An 18754-nucleotide genomic window follows, 5' to 3' on the forward strand; every position below is an offset into this window, starting at 1 on the left:
GAAGACGATCAAAGGGGCGCTTAGCCCTTTTTCGCGACAGGTGGTTCGTCGCCAAGGTCTTCAAACCATGCCTCGACCGGGCCGTTCAGCTTGATCGTCAAAGGATTGCCTTTGCGGTCGACGGTCTTGCCCGCTTGCACCCGGACCCAGCCTTCTGAGATCGAGTATTCCTCGATGTCGGTGCGCACCCGGTCCTTGAACTTGATGCCTACGCCGCGCTGAAGCACGTCTGCGTTAAAAGCGCTGTTTCGCGGGTTGACCGAGAGGTGGTCTGGCGGAACGTCATTTGCGTTATCGGTGTTTGGTGTTTCTTCGCTCATGCAATGCGCCCATAATCACCTCTGCATCACGAAACAAGCGTGCTTCGCCGCGCTCTTTGCCGCTTGCCCTTTTGTGCATGTGCCTATAGAGGGCCCGTCTGACGCGCGCGGGGAACCTATCCGGTTTGCCGCGCGGCTTCGTCTGGGCATGCGGGCGTGGCGAAATTGGTAGACGCGCCAGATTTAGGTTCTGGTATCGCAAGATGTGGGGGTTCGAGTCCCTTCGCCCGCACCACCTTCGCCCTTGTGTGGATGCCCTTTCGAACTACGAAATTCTTGCTCGCAAAGGCTAAAAGTAACAATCTCATGGCTATCAAGCAGACCACAAACGAAGGCCTCAAACGCGCCTATCTGATCACCATCACGGCGGCTGAAATCGCTGACAAGATCGAAGCTGAGATCAAGAAGATCGCGCCGCAGGTTAAGATGCCGGGTTTCCGTCCAGGCAAGGTTCCTGCAAATCTCGTTAAAAAGATGCACGGCGAGCAGATCCACGGCCAGACCGTGAACGACATGATTCGCGAATCGGTCGACGGAATGATCGCCAAAGAAGAGCTTCGCCCTGCGATGCAGCCTTCGGTTGCTCTTGGCGAGAATTATAAAGAAGGCAAAGACGCTGAAGTCACGGTTGAGCTTGAAGTGCTCCCAGTGGTTGAAGCGCCTAGCACTGATGGCTTGAAGCTTGAAAAGCTGATCGTGCCGGTAAGCGATGAAGCGCTTGAAGAGGCGATTGCGAACATCGCAGGCTCGAACAAGAGCTATAAGGATGCAGCCAAAACTAAAAAAGCGGCTGACGGCAACCAGCTGATCATCGACTTTGTTGGTAAGCTTGACGGCGAAGAATTCGAAGGCGGCAAGGCCGAAGACGCAGCGCTGGTCATTGGATCCGGTGCATTCATCCCTGGCTTTGAAGAGCAGCTGGTGGGTGCGAAGACCGGTGATGAGAAAACCATCACCGTCACCTTCCCCGAAGATTATCAAGCCGAAAACCTCGCTGGAAAAGAAGCGACCTTCGACATCACCGTGAAGGCGGTGAAGGTCGAAACCGAGACTAAGATCGACGACGAGTTTGCTAAGAACTTAGGCCTCGACAGTCTCGACAAGCTTAGAGAGATCATGTCGGGTCAGCTTGAGCAGCAGACCGCTGGTCTCACCCGTACGCAGATGAAGCGCCAGCTTCTCGATCAACTTGCCGCCGGTCACGACTTCGAAGTGCCGAGCCAAATGGTTGACGCTGAGTTTGAGCAAATCTGGGCTCAGCTCCAGCAGGAAGCGGCTAAGGAAGAGGATCCCGAAGCAGCGATCAAAGAGATCGAAGCTGAAAAGGATGACTATAAAACAATCGCTGAGCGCCGTGTGCGTCTTGGCCTCCTGCTTTCCGAGATTGGTCAGGCGAACAATGTCGAGGTCAGCCAGCAAGAAATGCAAATGCTGATCCAGCAAGCAGCGCAGCAATACCGCGAGGAAGATCGCGAACGCTTCATGCAGTACATTCAGCAGGACCCAATGGCCGCAGCTCAGCTTCGCGCGCCGCTTTACGAAGACAAAGTCGTCGACTTCCTCTTCGATAAAGCTGACGTGACCGAGCGTGAAGTGACCGTTGAAGAGCTTCAAGCCGCGATTGAAGCGGACGAAGAAGCTGAAGCGGCTAAGGCTAAGAAGGTGCCTGCCAAGAAGAAGGCTCCGGCCAAGAAACCGGCGGCGAAGAAAGCACCTGCTAAGAAGGCACCGGCCAAAAAGGCAGCTGCTAAGGACGCTGATGAAAAGCCAGCGGCCAAGAAAGCTCCTGCTAAAAAAGCTCCGGCGAAAAAGCCTGCTGCCAAAACGGCTGAGAAAAAGCCAGCTGCGAAAAAGGCGCCCGCCAAAAAGGCTCCAGCAAAGAAGCCCGCTGCTAAGAAGTAATCTTGCGTACCAAAGGTTAGAAATTCGAAAGCCCCGCACTGGGAATAATCCAGGTGGGGCCTTTTCGTTTTAGCCTTCCGGCGACCAGCGCTTGAAGCTTGGCTCCGGCAGCTTGGCGCTGCGAGCCCGCTCATACGCCGCGCCCACTTTGAGCACATCATGATCGGCCCATTTGGCTCCAAAGAAGCTGATCCCGACCGGCAAACGCTCTACTTGGCCCATCGGCACTGTGAGGTGGGGGTAGCCTGCGATGGCAGCCGGTGAGCCAAACCCGATCGAGCCATTAAACTGATCGCCCAGTACAAGGTCGCTCATCCAGGCGGGTCCGCGCGTAGGGGCGACGAGAAAGGCAACATCGTGTTTGGCAAACAGCATGTCGAGCGTCTCTTTGCCTGCGATCCGCACAGCCGTCTCGCGCGCCTTTTCGTAAGCCTCGCGGTCGGTCGTCATTTCTGCTGCCTGAAAAAGCCCCTGATCAAACCAGCGCATTTCAGTCTCGGCATTCTCTTTGTTGAATGCGATTAGATCGGCGAGTGAACGCGGCGCAATGTCGCTATCGGTTTCGCCGGGGCCGCCTCCAATGGCTGGAATGCTCTCAAGATATTTGCCCATCTCTTCGCGCAGTTCGTACAATAGAACGGTGAAGCTGTTGCCGAACATTTCGGTGTTCACTTCGTGTTCGATATCGACCAGCACCGCGCCAGCGCGTTCAAGGTCGGCAAGAGCAGTGGCGAACACGTCTTCGACCTGATCGTTGTCACCGATTTGACCCCGCATAACGCCCATGCGCACGCCATCTAGGGGATAATCGCCGAGGCCCGCCGTGTAGTCGCTCACCCGAACTGCATTCACGGTGGCGCTGTCGCCCGCGTCTTCACCAGCAATCGCAGTAAGCAGCAAAGCAGCGTCATACACTGTCTTGGTCATCGGCCCTGCGGTATCCTGCGTGCTGGATATCGGCACCACATGGGTGCGGCTTATAATGCCAACGCTGGGTTTGAACCCGACCACTCCGTTGATGGAGGCAGGGCAGGTGATCGAACCATTGGTCTCTGTGCCGATCGCACCCCAAGCAAAGCCTGCCGCAACCGCTGCCCCGCTTCCGGACGAAGAGCCGCAGGAATTACGGTCAATGGCGTGAGGGTTACGAGTAAGCCCTCCCACAGCGCTCCACCCGCTGGTTGAGCTGTTCGAGCGGATATTCGCCCATTCTGACAAATTCGCTTTTCCCAGAACCACTCCGCCTGCCGCGCGCATATTGGCGATCAGGGGAGCATCGCGGCGGGTGAAATTGTGACGCAGAGCAAGACTTCCTGCCGTGGTCGGAAATTCCTCTGTTTCGATATTGTCCTTCACAAGCACCGTGCGCCCGCGCAAAATGCCGATATCGGACATCTCGCGCGCTTTGAAGCCGGCGGTATAGGAATAGGTGATGACCGCATTGAGCCCGTCTTCACCGTCATTGTATCTCTTGATGCGCTCAACCTGCTCGCCGACTTCCTTAACCGCGTCATATTCGGGCGCTGTATTTTTGGGCGCTGTATTTTTGGGCGCTGTGTTTTTGGGCGCTGCCTCCTGCGCATTGAGAGAAACTGGGCCAATGGCGAGCGATATCGCGAGAAGCGAGACAAGTGATTTTTTCATGGGCGCGAACCTCGCACTTTTGAAGCTTTTGCCCAAGAGCAAAGTTAACGCCCTTGAACATTGCGGCCTTGCGCCCGACATAGGCGGCCAGGCCTTCTGGCAACACTTTGGATGAGGACACAATTCGATGATCGACCTGTTTGGCAATTCCGGCGAAACTTTCGGCTCGCAAGGCCAATTTGGACATGACCCAGTGACCGGCGCTTTGGTGCCGACGGTCGTCGAGCAATCTTCACGCGGTGAGCGCGCATTCGACATCTTCTCGCGCCTTTTGCGTGAGCGGATTGTGTTCGTAACGGGTCAGGTTGAAGACAACATGGCATCGTTGATCGTTGCACAGCTGCTCTTTCTCGAGAGCGAAAACCCATCCAGGCCGATCAGCATGTATATTAACTCGCCCGGCGGCGTGGTGACCGCTGGTATGGCGATCCACGACACGATGCAATACATTAAGCCGCGTGTCTCCACCGTGTGTATCGGTCAGGCTGCGTCGATGGGCTCGTTCCTGCTGGCAGCGGGTGAGCCGGGCATGCGTGTTGCTCTGCCAAATGCGCGGATCATGGTGCACCAACCATCGGGCGGTGCGCGCGGTATGGCGTCTGATATCGAAATTCAGGCCCGCGAAATCCTGCGCATTCGCACACGTTTGAACGACCTTTATGTGAAGTACACCGGCCAGAGCCTTGATGAGGTCGAGGCCAAGATGGACCGCGATACCTTCCTTGAGGCTGAAGAGGCTAAGAAATTTGGCTTGGTTGACAAGGTCTTTGAGACACGTCCTGAGGCTGGCGATGAAACCGGCGAAGGCAGCGTTGGAACAGATGACAAGGGTTCCGGCGGCGCACCAGAATAACCGGTAACCTTAGCCCGGCTCTGCGCCCCATTGCGGGACGTGAAGGCAGCAAATGGATGCCAAACTTAATGCCATGTCCATTATTTGGGCGCTAATATCGGCATTGCGGATCAAAAATACTGCGCCATGTGTTGATTCATGTGGACAGCTAGATACACTCGCCGAATCCGTTGGCGCGTCTTTGGTGAAGGCGAGCGCGGATTCGAGGAACTTTAGGAATGACCAAATTGAGCGGATCTGACAGCAAAAGCACCCTCTACTGCAGCTTCTGTGGGAAGTCGCAGCACGAAGTGCGCAAGCTTATCGCTGGACCCACGGTGTTCATTTGCGATGAATGCGTTGAACTTTGCAACGACATCATCCGCGAAGAAACCAAAGCCGGGATCGCTGGCAAGAAAGAGGGCGAGGTTCCAACCCCGTCCGAAATCTTCGCAACGCTTAACGATTATGTGATTGGTCAGAAATCCGCCAAGCGAAATCTGTCGGTTGCGGTTCACAACCATTACAAGCGTTTGAAGCACTCCGGTAAAGCGGGCGAAGTTGAACTGGCGAAATCGAACATCCTGCTGGTTGGTCCAACCGGCACGGGTAAGACGCTGCTGGCACAAACGCTGGCACGCACCTTTGATGTACCCTTCACCATGGCCGATGCAACCACTCTGACCGAGGCGGGTTATGTTGGCGAAGATGTTGAGAACATCATCCTCAAACTGCTTCAGGCGTCCGACTACAACGTCGAAAAAGCTCAGCACGGCATCGTTTACATCGATGAGATCGATAAGATTACGCGCAAAGCCGAAAACCCGTCCATCACCCGCGACGTATCGGGTGAAGGCGTGCAGCAGGCTTTGCTGAAGCTCATGGAGGGCACCACCGCATCTGTGCCTCCACAAGGCGGGCGTAAGCACCCACAGCAGGAATTCCTGCAAGTGGACACGACCAATATCCTGTTCATCTGCGGCGGCGCGTTTGCAGGGTTAGATAAGATTATCGCCGACCGTTTACAGAAACGCTCAATCGGTTTTGGCGCGCATGTCGCCGACCCAGAAAAGCGCCGTATTGGGGAGCTTTTGGAGAAGAGCGAGCCTGAGGATCTTCTGAAATTCGGTCTGATCCCCGAATTCGTTGGCCGTCTGCCAGTGATCGCAACGCTTCACGATCTTGATGTCGATGCGCTGGTCACAATCCTTCAAGAGCCGAAGAACGCCTTGGTGAAGCAATATCGCAAGCTCTTTGAGCTCGAAGATGTGGAGCTTAGCTTCACCGACGAAGCCCTAAAAGCCATCGCGGAGCGCGCGATTAAGCGTAAGACCGGCGCTCGCGGTCTTCGCTCTATCGTTGAAGGCATCTTGCTCGATACGATGTTTGACCTTCCCGATATGGAAGGCGTGACCGAGATTGTGATCGATGAGGATGTGGTCGGCGGCAAAAAAGACCCCGTGCGCGTTCACGGCGGCGAAGAGGCGAAGGAAGAGGCGGCTTAAAGCAGCAGAGGCTGTTGTTTCACAGAAACTTTACTGCCCAGTCGTAAGTACTGGGCCATGATCTCTGATTCTGTAGTTATTGGGGCCTTCTTTGTTGTGGCCGCGCTGTTCCTTTTTTCAGCGTGGGTGCAGCTTGCATTTGCGGAGCACCCAAGAATGCCAAGTCCATTCAGTATCGATATGGACAGCGCGAAAGAGCATTCTCGCTTTTTTCATGTCTGGCTTACGCCCATGGTTGCGCTTGGGATGATGGCATTTACAGGCTATTTGCTCGGCGGCTTGCCGAAGTACGATGAGACGTACGAGACTATGCGGTCAATGCTCGATATGTGGGCCATTCTCACCATCGCTGCTTTCGCTGTATTGCACGGTTTTACACTCTGGCGACTCAATCGTTGGGCGCGCTCATAACCCTTGGATCCTATGAAAACCATCGGCGTCATCGGCGGCATGAGCTGGGAAAGCTCGGCGCAATATTATGCTTTGATCAATCGCGGTGTGCGTGACCGCGTAGCGCCCGCACATTCAGCCAAAATCCTGCTGAATAGCCTCGATTTCGGTCCCATTGCTGAACTTCAGGCTGCGGGCGAATGGGATGAGCTAGCGCAGATCATGGCGGACAGCGCGCGCTCGCTTGAGGCGAGCGGGGCAGACTGCGTGGTCCTCGCCACCAACACCATGCACAAGCTTGCGGACGCGGTTGAGGGGGCCACGGACCTGCCGTTTCTCCACATCGCTGATTGTGCAGCGGACGCGGTGTGCGATGCCGGGATCACGAAGGTTGCGCTGCTGGGCACGGCTTTCACCATGGAAGAGCCCTTCTACCGCGAGCGCTTAGAGGAATATCACGGCCTTGATGTGATCGTACCCAAGGATAACGACTGTGCCGAGGTCCACCGCGTCATCTACGAAGAACTGATTGCGGGCCATGTGCAGGATGCATCGCGTGAGGCGTACCGCGACATTATCGCTCGGCTAGTGGATGAAGGGGCAAAAGGCGTTATCCTTGGCTGCACTGAAATCGGCCTGCTGATCGACCAGAGTGACAGCGCGGTGCCACTCTTCGACACCACCAAGCTGCATGCGGATGCGGCTGTAGATTTTGCGCTAAGTTAAACTCAACAAACAGCTGCTTAGCAGCCGCAAGCGTGACTGCGCGCCCGCAGCGGGTCCGCAGCGCAGCGGAGGATGTCTAGCGAGGATGCTCGCCCGGATGGGCGAGCGTAACCACTAAAAGCGCAAAACCCCGCCTGGCTCGTGGGGAGAGCCAGGCGGGGCAGATGCAAACGTCTCTTTTCTTCGGGAGGGGGACAGGAAAGAGCCGATTGCGGGTGTTGGGGGTAATGAATTAGCCCGGGAGGAACACTCCATCGGTTACGTGGATAACGCCGTTCGAGGTGCTCACATCGGCGGTAGTGACAGCGGCCGTGCGGCCTTTCGCGTCGGTGACCACGATGTTGTCACCAGAGAGCCGCGCTTCGAGGATGCCGCCGGCAAGGGTTTGAATTCGGGCAATCCCATCGCGGCTGTCGTCGATGTATCCAAGGATCATCTCGCTCGTGATGCGGCCGCCAACGACATGGTAGGTTAGTACGCCGGTGAGGGTTTCCTTGTTTTCAGGCTTCACGAGGGAGGTTACAGTGCCATCGGGCAATTTTGCAAAAGCTGTGTCGGTTGGGGCAAAAACGGTGAAGGCGCCCGGCGTGGAGAGTGTATCCACAAGACCTGCTGCTTGAACGGCGGTCACGAGCGTGTCGTGGACGCCGGTGCTTTGTGCGGTCTGAACGATATTGGGTGTTTCAGCAGCGCGCTGCTTATGTGCGGCGAGCGGGGTTGTGCTTGCTGCAACAATACCAGTGGTCGCGGCGACCGCAGCGAGAATAACTTTGCGGAAGGTCTTGAAATTCTTGGACATAAGGGATCTCCAGTTGATGCAAGCCCTCCCAGTCTTGCACTGAAAATTACGCAAGGCTTTTGATTGCGGATGCAACAACAGAAAATTTTTTATGAAAATTTCAAGAAATGGCTGGAATTGCGAGCATTTTTCTTTTGGGTATCAGGTGATCAAACCTGTTTCAAAGCGCCCTCAGCCACAACAGGCCCTGCGTCCATGCCTTCAGGCTTGCCGCCAATAGGCTCGCGAGTGAGCACGAGGCCGACGCCGTCACCCATGTTTGCGGTGATCTCGGCGGCCAACTCTTGGCTCAGCACTTCACCCGGCACCACGACGCCCAGAGACTGAAGATCGCCGCCATTGGCAGGGACCAGCCAAAGCTCATGATCGTGCACGCCGTCAGCGGTAAGACCGATCGCTCCTACCAAAAGCCGTTCGCTTTCAGGGATATATGTCACATCAAGGCGTAGGCCGGTGTCACCGATAGGAACCTGCGCGACAAGCGGATCGGAAGCTGCCAGCACAGGATTGTCCTGCGACGGAGCAATCGTACCCGGTTCGCTTCCAGGGCTGAACACCGTGACCGCTAGCATAATTGCCGCTGCTGCCGAAGTGATCCCGGCTGTCCACTGCCAGCGCCTAAGCCGCGCGGTCAGGTCAACAACATTGGAGCCCGCCGCCTCAGCGCCGCCGGGCGGTTGCATGGCTTTCATCTGAGCATCAATCCGCGCCCAAACCGCATCGCTTGGCTCGGCGCCGGCGATTTCATCGCTCCACGGCGCGAACCAATTGTCCCACCAATCTTTGCGGGCAGCATAGATGCCTTCGTTGGCGATTTTGCCGCGCGATGTAAGCAGTTCCTCGCCCTCAAGAAGGCCAAGCGCGTGCTCGGCGGCCCGCATCGGATCATCGCGCCCAGAATCGTCGAAGGGCGCATCCTCGAAGGGCGTATCCTCGAAGGGGGGCTTGTCGGTGCTCATACCGCCTCGCTCGCCTCCAAACAGGCGCGCAGTTTCTGCAAACCGCGGCGGATCCAGCTCTTCATCGTGCCAAGCGGAACGTCTGCCCTGTCTGCAAGCTCAGCATAGGTGAAACCATCGAGAAACGCGCTGCGGATGTGCGTTTGCGTGCGCTCATCAAGCCCTTGGATGCACTTGTGAATTTGCGCAGACTGTTCAGCATCCACCAACAAGGCATCAGCCAAAGGGGCGTTGTCGGGCAAAGGCAAGGCCTCATCCACAGGCACCGCGCCGCCGCGCACTTTACCGGTGCGAAGACGGTCAATCGCCCGGTTGCGCGCGAAGGTTGCGAGCCACGAGATTGGGCTTGCTCTCTCCGGATCATACCGGTCGGCTTTCTGCCAAAGATTGATGTAAACGTCTTGCAAGGCGTCTTCTGCTTCTTTCTGATCGCCTAAGATACGCAGACAAATTCCGAAAAGCTTCACCCGTGTTGCTTCGTATATCTCCTCTAGCGCGCTGCTCTCGCCATCTGCGAGGCGTGCCATTGCGGCGCGAAGACGTTCGCGCGCGATGTTCGCTGAGGGATCGTCGCGGCCATCAGCCATGGCTATGCCCTTTGACCGCGCCATAATTAGACAATGTTGACTGACATCGCACTGTGTAAACGTTCCTCACCTGGGCTCCTTGAGCACTGGGCGTGCTGAAGGTCAATCCTTGCGTCAATTGCAATTCGCCCATGGCTTAGAAGCGGTTAGCGTTTGAAAAGGTTCCTATTCATAGACGCATGCGGCGAGACCGCCGGCTTTGATATCGCCTATATCGCGCTCGATCCGGTTACCGTGCCGGGCGAGCCAGCCGCCGGGGTTTTTGACTGAGCGTTTTTTGGGCAAGGGTAGGGCAGCAGCCATTCGGCTGGCTTCATCAGGGGAAAGCCGCGCGGCTGAGTGCCCGAAATACCGCTGTGCGCCAGCCTCTGCGCCGTATGTGCCGATCCCGGTCTCTGCGACATTAAGGTAGACTTCCATAATGCGCTCTTTGCCCCAAACCGCCTCGATCCAGAAGGTGAACCACGCCTCAAGCGCCTTTCGGAAGTAACCGCCGCCTTGCCACAGGAACACGTTCTTGGCGGTTTGCTGGCTTATGGTAGAGCCGCCTCTAATGCGGCCTCCTTTGGCGTTCTCGAGGGCGGCTTTCTCGATGGCCTCGGTGTCGAAACCCCAATGTTCGCAGAACTTTGCATCCTCTGCGGCGATAACAGCATAGACCAGATTTGGGTCGATGTTGCCGAGCGCCTCCCAGTCTTTCGTGATCGAATGCTCATCCATTACCATGGTCGCAGTCAGCGGTACTGGGATCCATTTGAACGCGATAACCAAGAGGAGGCTCACCCCCACGAACCATAAGATGATCTTGGCCAAAATGCGGGCGGTGATGGTGCCGATGCGCTTCATGGGGGCAATTTAGGAAGCTTGGGGTGAACGCGCAATTGTACGGGCCAATTTGTATAGTCGGCCTTGCACCCGGCTTGGCGGCATGCTTGATGGGAGGAAACGACAACCGGGGAAATCATCATGACGCTTATCCGCACCGCCGCCGCCGCGATTGCCCTTGCGATTGCGGGCGCTTCTGCCACCGCAATCGCTGACGATCACGCGGTTGATCATGGGGCGATTAAAACGGCGGTAGAGGCCGATTTTGACAGCTATCTCGCCCCGCTTTTCCTGCACTTCCACCGCAATCCTGAACTGTCCTTCCTCGAGAACGCGACCGCTGCACGCATGGCGCAGGAGCTGCGCGATGCCGGGGTCGAAGTGACCGAGGGCGTTGGCGGAACCGGCGTTGTGGGCATGCTGGAAAATGGCGACGGCCCGCTGATCTTGATGCGGGCTGATATGGACGGGCTCCCCGTGCTGGAGAAATCTGGCCTCGATTACGCCTCGACCGCGACGCAGGTGGGACAGGACGGCAAAGAATATCCGGTTATGCACGCCTGCGGGCACGATGTGCACATCACCTCTCTCGTCGGCACCGCGCGCAAGCTGGTGGAAATGAAAGATAAGTGGTCGGGCACGGTCATGTTTATCGTACAGCCAGCCGAAGAACGCGTGGGCGGGGCCAAGGCCATGCTGGCAGACGGGCTTTATGAACGCTTTGGCACGCCCGATTATGCTCTCGCCTTCCACGTCACCTCGGTCCTGCCGACCGGCAAAGTGTCCGCTGCAGAAGGCATCCAATATTCGAGCGCTGACAGCGTCGATATCAAGGTGCCCGGCATTGGTGCCCACGGCGCAAGCCCGCATGCTGGGCGCGATCCGGTCTATATCGCCAGCCAAATCGTCACTGCTCTGCAATCCATCGTCAGCCGCGAGGTTCAGCCGCTTCAACCTGCTGTGATCACCGTTGGATCATTTCATTCGGGCTCAAAACACAACATCATCTCAGACCTTGCCGAACTCCAGCTTACCGTTCGCGCCAATGATGAGAAAGTGCGCGCGCAATTGCTGGAGAGCATCAAGCGCATCGCGGTGAACACAGGCAAGGCGCACGGGCTTCCTGAAGATATGCCGGTGGAGGTGACCGTGAGTGAGGGAACGCCGGTAACATACAATGACGTAGCCTTGGCAAAACGCCTCAACGGCGTGATGAAGCGCGATCTTGGCGAAGACAGCTTCCTTGAGTTTCGTCAACAAGGTATGGGCGCAGAGGATTTCTCATACTTCGTTGCCGAGGACATGGGCGTGCCGGGATATTACTTCGCTGTGGGCGGAACGCCTCAGGCCGCTTTCGATGCAGCGGCCAATGGCGGCCCTGCGGTGCCAAGTCACCACTCGCCGCTGTTCAAAGTCGCCCCGCGCCCCAGCGTCACTTTGGGAACGCGGGCGATGATTGCAGCGGTGCTTGATCTAGCGCCTTCAAGCTAAGGTTTAGAAACACGCTCGGCCCACAGTTCGGCCCAGACCACGCGGCGCAAGGGGCCGGGCGTGCTGCTTCCAAAAGGATAACAGGTGGTGAGGGCAAGCAGGCCCCCATCACTAAAGGCACGCCCGTCATGCGGGTGGGTAAACTCGTCCCAGCGCAGCGTCTCCATATGGGTAACACGGTAGCGGGCGCGGCTGCCGTCGATGCGTTCAAAGGTGATTACATCGTCCTTTCGCAGATCGCGGACAAATTCGAAATGCGTGTCCCGGTGAGCGGCTAAGACGGTCAACCCCCGAGCCGGGTAATTGACCAGCGCGGTGGGCCCGAATGCCATGGCCTCGCCCGATCCGCCTGAAAGCACCACCTCGCTTGCTCCGAGGCGCGGCACGGTAATGCGGGCGATTGGGGCGGTGTCGGCCCAGCTCCAGGGTTTGACCGGGGCGCCCGTTTTGACGCTTTGGTCAAAGGCGCGGGTGAGCAGCACCTGCGCAACTTCAGCCTTCAGCGGGATGTAGAGCGCCTTTGCGGTAATCGCAGCGCCGCTCAAGAACAGCGCTGCGATGATGATGAAGGGAAGGGGGCGCGGGAAAGCTCCTTTTTGATATACGCGCCCTTCATGGGGGACAAGTTTATGGGGGTGAGCTGCCAGCATCACACGCGCGCCAGTTGGAGGGGCTGACCTTTGCCCATGCTGGCCTTCATCTCCCGCCGCCACCAGACGGCACCGCCCAAACCGGCGAGGAGAAGGGCAAGGCCAATCGCCAGAGTGAGCTGATACCCGGTGAAGGTGTTTGGGAGCTCCAAGCGCTGACGCTCTTCACGCCCATGCGAAGGCATTTCGCGCGAACCATTAGCAAACTGCACGCTAAACAGCCGGTCAAAATCCCATCCTGCTGGCAGAAGCAGCGGCAGCTCTTCACGCAACAGCGGTGCACCATCAGGGCGGCTTGGCGTTTCATCAACCGCGATCAGGCTGGTGCGGCTGGTGACGAGGTGAAAGTCCATCCCCAGCTCCTCAATCGAAGCATCAGCGCGCTCATATGAGGTCTCGCCTGAATATCGTTCAGCCTCGACCTCCGCGATCCGGCGGCGAGCCCAAAGCTTGGCGACCACCTCACTTTGCGACGCATTGGTGAGATCGACACGCTTGCTCCAGCGTTTGCCATCGGTGGTCCCGCTGACCGTTAAAGTGCCTTGAAGATGCTTGGTCCGGCCCAGCAGAACCAGCGGCTCACCTGCATAAAGGTCAGGCAAATTGCGCGGGGTAAAGACGATATTACCTCCGGAAACGCTCGCAGTTATGTTCGTGGCAACGGGTTTGCTCAGACGATCAAGAAGGCGGTGCATCTGCAGTTCCGCCTCGCCGCCGTACCCCACATTGGTGAAGGTTCCGCGCCCTGCCTCTGCCATGCGGCTCATCAAGTAATTGTTGGGCGCAGAGCCGATACCGACCATGAACACACGGGAGTTGCCGCGGTTCTGACTGATCTCGCGCATCATGTCTGCTTCGTTGGACAGCCCGCCATCGGTCATAAAGATCACTTGGCGAAGATGCGTTTTGCTTTGAACTGCGTTCAAGGCTGCTCGCAATGCCGGAAGCATCTCAGTGCCGCCCTCTGCCTCAAGTCCATGGGTAAAGCTTTTGCCCAAAGCGATATTCTCTTCGTTTGCAGGCACAGCGCCCACAAACAATTCGTCCATCGTGTGGTCGAAGCGGATGATATTAAAGCGGTCCTGCGGGCGCAGGGTTTCCAGCGCATAAAGAAGACTGCGGCGAGCAGCGGGCATGGAATCGCCAGCCATCGAGCCTGAATTGTCGATCACAAAGATCATCTCACGCGGGGGGCTGCACTGGTCACACGTTCGACACTTGGGGGAGTTATTGTCGCCATCACATAGTCGAGGCTTCCATGTTTTTGCATGAACAGGCCGAGCTGCGGAGCCTCATCGCCCGCGCTCCAGCGCAGCTCGAAATCCTTATCGGCGGGCACTGCGCCATCTTTGAGTGTGACCGTGCGCGTCTTGCCTTCCCCTGCGACATTGACGGCGTGATAGGGGCTCGAGATATCCCGAGCGGTGAAACCGGGTTCAAGGTTTACGGTGATCGAAACGGGATTGAGCCCGCTGCCAGCCCGGGCGACCATCTTGGGATCAGCCGTGGGCGCTAGGACATCGCTCGAACCTGCAAGCAGCGCAGCACGGGCCAGAGACCCACCGCGCGAGCCGCCAGCATTTCCAGTGCCAGCGATATAGCGCGGGCCCACCACCAAAGGCATCCTCAGCGAATAGTCGCCCTTGATCTGTTTGATAGGCGCTTGGAATTCGATCTGCACCAGAACCGTCTCGCCGGGACCCACATTGGCGATGGAGTTGCGAAACATATTAGGCCGGTGCTGTTCGACAAGGCCTGCCTTCTGGCCGTTTGCCTTGGCTTCCTCATAGATTTCGCGCGCCTCTTCTTTAGGCTTGATCTTACCGGAGAAAATGCGGTCGCCGACCACCATTTGAAGCGTGTCGACCGCGCCGTCTTCGGGAAGAGGATAGAGGTAGGTCGCCTCCATCCAGTCCTGCGATGTGTTGCGGAAGGCCTGTGTCACGGTCACGCGGGCGGTCTGCCCTGAAACATCCGCGACAATATCTGTGCCCAGACGCACGGCGGGGACGTTAGTTGCAACGCCTTTGGCATCGGAGCTGCGCAGCATCAGGCCGCCTTCAGAGGTGGCAGGCGTGAAATTTGCCCGTTCAGCTTGAGGCAGCGTGGGCCCGCTATTACTGGCGCTACTGTGAGGGGCGGGGGCAGCCCCGGCGCGTGAACTCAGCGACACTGCCGTCACCGCACACAGCGCAAGCGCGCCCAAAACACCCATCACCACCACGGCATCCCGGTTTGGGAACACCTCAACACCAAATGCAATTCGTCGCATGTAAGCCTCCATTCATCTCAGTTCGCTATCTCCCATATGAGCGAGCAAAGGCGCTGCGCCATGAGCAAGAAAAGCCAGTTTCCGCCCATTTGTGCGGGAGGCGCAGCGAGGATGTGAGACGATGTGAGGATTTGTCCGGTTTTGTGAGACGTAAGAGCGGTAAGCAGGAGGAAATGATGGGGTATGCGGGTGTGATTGGGGAATTTGACGACGCAGTTGTGGCAGTGCGCCTGCGCGAAGAGATTGCCCGCCAGCGAATTTCGCGCGCTGGGCTGGCGCAGTCCGCGAGGCTGTCGGTCTCGACATTGGAAAAGGCATTGTCTGGGCGCAGGCGGTTTACCTTGGCCACGATTGTGCGGCTGGAAGGAGCCTTGGGCGCATCCTTGCGAGGGAGCGCGGTAGCTGAGCCCGAAGTTATTGCCCCCACCTCCATGCTAGCGCCTGCCGAGATGGGTTCTTACGCGCGCCCTGCTGTTCGCTGGATCGAGGGTGAATATTTGACCTTGCGTGCAAGCTTTGGCGAAGAGGGCGCGGTCTACGCCTATCGCACTGACATCCGCTGGGACGATGCGCAGGGGCACCTAGTGTTCTCTGAAAGCGACCGGCTCGACCCGAACTTTGAGCAAGCGGGCTTTGTCTCCATGCCCCATCTGTCGGGCCACACCTATCTGATGACGTCCGAGGCGGGCCAATACCGTATGATCATGCTGGGCAGAGCCACGCGCGAGGCTCGCATGTTTGGCCTCCTCTCAACGCTGCAAGTGGGGCAGGGCTCGCAATTGGTGCCGGTGAGTTGCCCAGTGGCGTTTCTACCGCTGGAGCAAATGGGGGAGCCGGTGTTTGGTCTTGTGCGAGAAGGCGATGCTCAACTTGTCGAATATCGGGAAGTGCTCAATACTGCGATGGGTGATGATTTTTGCCGGTTGAGGGAGTGAATACTGTATAATTATTGCCGTTACTCACAGCTTCTCTTGACGCAGAGCTTCGGTAAGTCTTTCTCTAGACAGCGAAACCCCCGGAGGGCCAAATGGCTGTCCGGGGGCTCTATCTAGTCCGGACGGCTTTACAGCCCCGACTCTCAAAAGTGGAATGACTGTTCTATGCCAATCCGTCAAGTAAATATCACAAGTCAGGTTTCGCCGCAGTTAATCCATTCCTTGCAGCGTTCTGTATCTCCCGAACGCTGGCACACATTTGAACGAGCAGCGGGCTATGACCAGACCCGAGCTCATGCATTGTACCTTTGGAATGCCTCTGTAGGACAGAGCTTTCATTATCCTTTGCAGTCCGTTGAAGATTGCCTCAGAAATGCAATTCATAGAGCATTTACAACTATATATGGGCTTGATTGGTGTAACGATGCAATCTGTCGCGCCGCCTTTCAGCCGCGCCAAGAGCAAGAGATCGCTGAGGCCGCTCGAAGACGGTTGCGGATGTATCGGTCTGCTGCAACCACGCCTCAAATCGTTTCTTCACTTACCTTCGGCTTTTGGATTGCGATTCTTCGCAAAGAATACAATGGGATCATCTGGAACCAAAACACACAGCTGGTTTTCCCCAACCTAGGGAACGGATTGAACATAAAAGACGTTGGACGTGTTGGCAGAACGATTAAGGAACTGCGAAATCGGATCTTCCATCAAGAGCCACTAATTGGTCAGAATTTGACTGCTGAATATGGAGCGATCCTACAAATGATCAGCTGGATTTGTAGTGATACAAAAGACTGGGTTCGTCAAAATACATCGGTTCCAACTGTCATTCGGACACGTCCTTGAGGTAAACCCTCCCCGGGATCAACCGAAGAGGGCACTAACAATCTCAAAAGGTATGATCAAGCCATGCCAGGCAATAGCCGCTCACCCGCGATCCGCTGCATTGCTTTTTGCAGCTTCTCAAACGCGCGCACTTCGATTTGGCGGATACGCTCACGGCTTACGTCGTAAACCTGTGAGAGTTCCTCCAGCGTCTGCGGGCTTTCCGTCAGGCGGCGTTCGGTCAAGATGTGCTGCTCACGCTCGTTGAGCGAGTCCATCGCCTCAACCAGCATTTCGTGGCGCACAGTGGCCTCTTCAGCGTCGGCAACGGTTTCATCCTGAAGCGGTGCGTCGTCGGTCAGCCAATCCTGCCATTCGCCGGCACCCTCTTCGCCGTTCCGCATAGGTGTGTTGAGCGAACCATCGCCGCCCATCATCATCCGGCGGTTCATATTGACGACTTCTTGCTCTGGCACGCCAAGGTCTGTCGCGATTTTGGTCACGTCATCGGGGTGCAGATCAGAATCGTCGTAGGCTTCCAATTGCTTCTTCATCCGGCGAAGGTTGAAGAACAGCTTTTTCTGAGCCGCAGTGGTGCCCATTTTGACAAGGCTCCACGAGCGCAGGATGTATTCCTGCATGCTCGCCTTAATCCACCACATCGCGTATGTCGCGAGGCGGAAACCGCGGTCGGCTTCGAATTTCTTGACGCCCTGCATCAGGCCTACGTTCCCCTCTGAGATCAGATCAGAGACGGGCAGGCCGTAGCCGCGATAACCCATCGCGATCTTCGCGACGAGACGCAGGTGGCTTGATACCAATTGCGAAGCGGCTTCGGGGTCTTCGTGCTCCTCATACCGCTTGGCGAGCATGTATTCCTGCTCGGCGGTCAGCACGGGGTATTTTTTGATTTCGGACAAATAGCGATTGAGGCTTTGCTCGCCGCTAAGTGCCGGAACTTTTGCTGTAGTGCTCACGTTATTTCCAACCTTTCTTGCGTCGACCTCGATGCATCGGACCCCTGACGGGCATCCGAAGTTACGGGCCACATGGTTACATATATGCGAGTTTGCTGCGTTTTGCAGCGCATTTCATCGATTAGAACAACCAAGTTCGTCGATTAGTTCCCTCAAGTCGCCGGGTAAATCCGCGTTAAAACGTAATTCTTGCCCGAGAACTGGATGTAGGAAACCTAGCTCGGCTGCATGAAGCGCTTGGCGCGCGAACCCCAGCTCAGCCAGCAAGGGTTTTAAGGGCTTCGGTGTCTTGCCGTACAATTGATCTCCTAATAGAGCATGGCCGATTGATGCACAGTGAACGCGCACCTGATGGGTCCGGCCGGTTTCAAGTCGGCATTCGACAAGCGCGCTCGATGAAAGCCTCTGTAGAACTTTGTAATGGGTAATGGCGCGTTTTCCGCGTGAGGAATTCTTGTCCAGCACCGCCATTTTCTTTCGGTTGTGGTCAGAGCGGCCCAATTTCTCGTCAATTGTGCCTTCTGAACGCTTCGGATGACCTGCGCATATGGCCAAATACCGGCGGTGGACGGTATGCTCGGCAAATTGCGCAGCGAGCCCTTCGTGAGCAGCATCCGACTTGGCGACCACGAGGAGGCCGGATGTATCTTTGTCGATGCGGTGAACGATGCCGGGACGGGCGACGCCACCAATGCCGGATAATGAGCCCTCCCCGTTATTGGCGCAGTGATAGAGGAGTGCATTCACCAGCGTTCCATCGGGATTGCCAGCAGCCGGGTGCACGACCATGCCAGCCGGTTTGTTGACGATGATGAGGTGTTCATCCTCAAACGCCACATCGAGGGGGATGTCTTGCGGCTTGGCCTCAGCCTCGGCTGCTGCTGGTACGGTGATGCGAAACTCAGCGCCCTGTGCGACCTTTGCGCTGGGGGAGGCGGCGGGTTTGCCATCTATCTTTACGCGGCCCTCGCCGATCAGCGCCTGAACCCGTGCGCGCGACAGTTCGGTTGCGTCCGCCAATGCCTTATCCAGCCGGCCAGGGGCCGCAATGGTGCCAGTGATCGTGTCTGTAATGACTTGAAGCTCGGACATGGCTAAACCCATGAGCGATGGAAACT

19 protein-coding genes and 1 tRNA gene are annotated in these 18754 nt (G+C 57.0%); 9 read left to right on the top strand and 11 right to left on the bottom strand.

Annotated features, from left to right (window positions below; genetic code table 11):
- Positions 1-20: 20 nt before the first annotated feature.
- Entirely contained in the window at positions 21-320 is a 300-nt protein-coding gene (locus AC0V60_RS01450) for a DUF3297 family protein (RefSeq protein ID WP_486176783.1), read from the bottom strand.
- A gap of 150 nt (positions 321-470) precedes the next feature.
- Between AC0V60_RS01450 and AC0V60_RS01455 the strand changes: the two genes are divergently transcribed.
- Positions 471-555 (top strand) — tRNA-Leu (locus AC0V60_RS01455).
- Positions 556-626: 71 nt separating this feature from the next.
- Entirely contained in the window at positions 627-2222 is a 1596-nt protein-coding gene (gene tig, locus AC0V60_RS01460) for a trigger factor (RefSeq protein WP_486176784.1), read from the top strand.
- 69 nt (positions 2223-2291) lie between these two features.
- Here tig and AC0V60_RS01465 read toward each other — a convergent pair whose 3' ends face one another.
- Complete coding sequence (locus tag AC0V60_RS01465; RefSeq protein WP_486176785.1) at positions 2292-3866, bottom strand: amidase; 1575 nt, start codon at positions 3864-3866, stop codon at positions 2292-2294.
- A 127-nt stretch (positions 3867-3993) separates the two neighbouring features.
- On the opposite strand from AC0V60_RS01465, the gene AC0V60_RS01470 reads away from it, so the two are divergent.
- The 4 genes from AC0V60_RS01470 (at position 3994) to AC0V60_RS01485 (ending at position 7319) form a co-directional block, all read left to right on the top strand.
- Positions 3994-4719 carry an ATP-dependent Clp protease proteolytic subunit gene (locus tag AC0V60_RS01470; protein ID WP_486176786.1) on the top strand — a complete coding sequence of 242 codons (726 nt, stop codon included), beginning with the start codon at positions 3994-3996 and terminating at the stop codon, positions 4717-4719.
- Between the two features lie 218 nt (positions 4720-4937).
- Positions 4938-6203 (top strand): ATP-dependent Clp protease ATP-binding subunit ClpX, encoded by a 1266-nt coding sequence (gene clpX, locus AC0V60_RS01475; protein WP_486176787.1) that lies wholly within the window; start codon positions 4938-4940, stop codon positions 6201-6203.
- Positions 6204-6260: 57 nt separating this feature from the next.
- Complete coding sequence (locus AC0V60_RS01480) at positions 6261-6614, top strand: hypothetical protein (RefSeq protein ID WP_486176788.1); 354 nt, start codon at positions 6261-6263, stop codon at positions 6612-6614.
- 12 nt (positions 6615-6626) lie between these two features.
- Positions 6627-7319: an aspartate/glutamate racemase family protein gene (locus AC0V60_RS01485; RefSeq protein WP_486176789.1), complete on the top strand. Its 693-nt coding sequence runs from the start codon at positions 6627-6629 to the stop codon at positions 7317-7319.
- Positions 7320-7551: 232 nt separating this feature from the next.
- Here AC0V60_RS01485 and AC0V60_RS01490 read toward each other — a convergent pair whose 3' ends face one another.
- The 4 genes from AC0V60_RS01490 to mtgA form a co-directional block, all read right to left on the bottom strand.
- Positions 7552-8118, bottom strand: a complete 567-nt coding sequence (locus tag AC0V60_RS01490) for a fasciclin domain-containing protein (RefSeq protein WP_486176790.1) — start codon at positions 8116-8118, stop codon at positions 7552-7554.
- Positions 8119-8267: 149 nt separating this feature from the next.
- Positions 8268-9077 carry an anti-sigma factor gene (locus AC0V60_RS01495; RefSeq protein WP_486176791.1) on the bottom strand — a complete coding sequence of 270 codons (810 nt, stop codon included), beginning with the start codon at positions 9075-9077 and terminating at the stop codon, positions 8268-8270.
- Positions 9074-9664, bottom strand: coding sequence for a sigma-70 family RNA polymerase sigma factor (locus tag AC0V60_RS01500; RefSeq protein ID WP_486176792.1), 591 nt, complete (start codon positions 9662-9664; stop codon positions 9074-9076). The genes AC0V60_RS01495 and AC0V60_RS01500 overlap by 4 nt, the downstream gene beginning before the upstream one ends.
- 165 nt (positions 9665-9829) lie before the next feature.
- Positions 9830-10510, bottom strand: a complete 681-nt coding sequence (gene mtgA / locus AC0V60_RS01505) for a monofunctional biosynthetic peptidoglycan transglycosylase (RefSeq protein WP_486176793.1) — start codon at positions 10508-10510, stop codon at positions 9830-9832.
- Positions 10511-10630: 120 nt separating this feature from the next.
- Here mtgA and AC0V60_RS01510 point away from each other — a divergent pair, with 120 nt between their 5' ends.
- Positions 10631-11980 carry an amidohydrolase gene (locus AC0V60_RS01510; RefSeq protein WP_486176794.1) on the top strand — a complete coding sequence of 450 codons (1350 nt, stop codon included), beginning with the start codon at positions 10631-10633 and terminating at the stop codon, positions 11978-11980.
- On the opposite strand, the gene AC0V60_RS01515 is transcribed toward AC0V60_RS01510, so the two are convergent.
- Genes AC0V60_RS01515 through AC0V60_RS01525 form a run of 3 tightly spaced genes read right to left on the bottom strand, consistent with a single transcriptional unit; the run spans position 11977 to position 14902 of the window.
- The gene (locus AC0V60_RS01515; protein ID WP_486176795.1) at positions 11977-12630 is read right to left on the bottom strand and encodes a sortase domain-containing protein; all 654 of its coding nucleotides are present in this window, start codon (positions 12628-12630) and stop codon (positions 11977-11979) included. The genes AC0V60_RS01510 and AC0V60_RS01515 overlap by 4 nt on opposite strands.
- Complete coding sequence (locus AC0V60_RS01520; protein WP_486176796.1) at positions 12630-13802, bottom strand: VWA domain-containing protein; 1173 nt, start codon at positions 13800-13802, stop codon at positions 12630-12632. The genes AC0V60_RS01515 and AC0V60_RS01520 overlap by 1 nt, the downstream gene beginning before the upstream one ends.
- 5 nt (positions 13803-13807) lie before the next feature.
- Positions 13808-14902, bottom strand: a complete 1095-nt coding sequence (locus tag AC0V60_RS01525) for a VIT domain-containing protein (protein ID WP_486176797.1) — start codon at positions 14900-14902, stop codon at positions 13808-13810.
- 143 nt (positions 14903-15045) lie between these two features.
- On the opposite strand from AC0V60_RS01525, the gene AC0V60_RS01530 reads away from it, so the two are divergent.
- Both AC0V60_RS01530 and AC0V60_RS01535 read left to right on the top strand, forming a co-directional pair.
- Positions 15046-15837 carry a helix-turn-helix domain-containing protein gene (locus AC0V60_RS01530; protein WP_486176798.1) on the top strand — a complete coding sequence of 264 codons (792 nt, stop codon included), beginning with the start codon at positions 15046-15048 and terminating at the stop codon, positions 15835-15837.
- 165 nt (positions 15838-16002) lie between these two features.
- On the top strand, positions 16003-16680 hold the full coding sequence (locus AC0V60_RS01535; protein WP_486176799.1) for a hypothetical protein: 678 nt from the start codon (positions 16003-16005) through the stop codon (positions 16678-16680).
- 56 nt (positions 16681-16736) lie between these two features.
- On the opposite strand, the gene rpoH is transcribed toward AC0V60_RS01535, so the two are convergent.
- Together rpoH and AC0V60_RS01545 are read right to left on the bottom strand one after the other, a co-directional pair.
- Entirely contained in the window at positions 16737-17636 is a 900-nt protein-coding gene (gene rpoH / locus AC0V60_RS01540; RefSeq protein ID WP_486176800.1) for an RNA polymerase sigma factor RpoH, read from the bottom strand.
- Between the two features lie 114 nt (positions 17637-17750).
- Positions 17751-18728 carry an RluA family pseudouridine synthase gene (locus tag AC0V60_RS01545; RefSeq protein ID WP_486176801.1) on the bottom strand — a complete coding sequence of 326 codons (978 nt, stop codon included), beginning with the start codon at positions 18726-18728 and terminating at the stop codon, positions 17751-17753.
- Between the last annotated feature and the right edge of the window lie 26 nt (positions 18729-18754).

Source organism: Erythrobacter sp. S259, from assembly GCF_057364965.1.

Excerpts from the sequence above, each read along its gene's own strand:
- AC0V60_RS01450 (WP_486176783.1), bottom strand. The coding sequence starts at position 320 with ATGAGCGAAGAAACACCAAACACCGATAACGCAAATGACGTTCCGCCA.
- tig (WP_486176784.1), top strand. The coding sequence starts at position 627 with ATGGCTATCAAGCAGACCACAAACGAAGGCCTCAAACGCGCCTATCTG.
- AC0V60_RS01465 (WP_486176785.1), bottom strand. The coding sequence starts at position 3,866 with ATGAAAAAATCACTTGTCTCGCTTCTCGCGATATCGCTCGCCATTGGC.
- AC0V60_RS01470 (WP_486176786.1), top strand. The coding sequence starts at position 3,994 with ATGATCGACCTGTTTGGCAATTCCGGCGAAACTTTCGGCTCGCAAGGC.
- clpX (WP_486176787.1), top strand. The coding sequence starts at position 4,938 with ATGACCAAATTGAGCGGATCTGACAGCAAAAGCACCCTCTACTGCAGC.
- AC0V60_RS01480 (WP_486176788.1), top strand. The coding sequence starts at position 6,261 with ATGATCTCTGATTCTGTAGTTATTGGGGCCTTCTTTGTTGTGGCCGCG.
- AC0V60_RS01485 (WP_486176789.1), top strand. The coding sequence starts at position 6,627 with ATGAAAACCATCGGCGTCATCGGCGGCATGAGCTGGGAAAGCTCGGCG.
- AC0V60_RS01490 (WP_486176790.1), bottom strand. The coding sequence starts at position 8,118 with ATGTCCAAGAATTTCAAGACCTTCCGCAAAGTTATTCTCGCTGCGGTC.
- AC0V60_RS01495 (WP_486176791.1), bottom strand. The coding sequence starts at position 9,077 with ATGAGCACCGACAAGCCCCCCTTCGAGGATACGCCCTTCGAGGATGCG.
- AC0V60_RS01500 (WP_486176792.1), bottom strand. The coding sequence starts at position 9,664 with ATGGCTGATGGCCGCGACGATCCCTCAGCGAACATCGCGCGCGAACGT.
- mtgA (WP_486176793.1), bottom strand. The coding sequence starts at position 10,510 with ATGAAGCGCATCGGCACCATCACCGCCCGCATTTTGGCCAAGATCATC.
- AC0V60_RS01510 (WP_486176794.1), top strand. The coding sequence starts at position 10,631 with ATGACGCTTATCCGCACCGCCGCCGCCGCGATTGCCCTTGCGATTGCG.
- AC0V60_RS01515 (WP_486176795.1), bottom strand. The coding sequence starts at position 12,630 with ATGCTGGCAGCTCACCCCCATAAACTTGTCCCCCATGAAGGGCGCGTA.
- AC0V60_RS01525 (WP_486176797.1), bottom strand. The coding sequence starts at position 14,902 with ATGCGACGAATTGCATTTGGTGTTGAGGTGTTCCCAAACCGGGATGCC.
- AC0V60_RS01535 (WP_486176799.1), top strand. The coding sequence starts at position 16,003 with ATGCCAATCCGTCAAGTAAATATCACAAGTCAGGTTTCGCCGCAGTTA.
- AC0V60_RS01545 (WP_486176801.1), bottom strand. The coding sequence starts at position 18,728 with ATGTCCGAGCTTCAAGTCATTACAGACACGATCACTGGCACCATTGCG.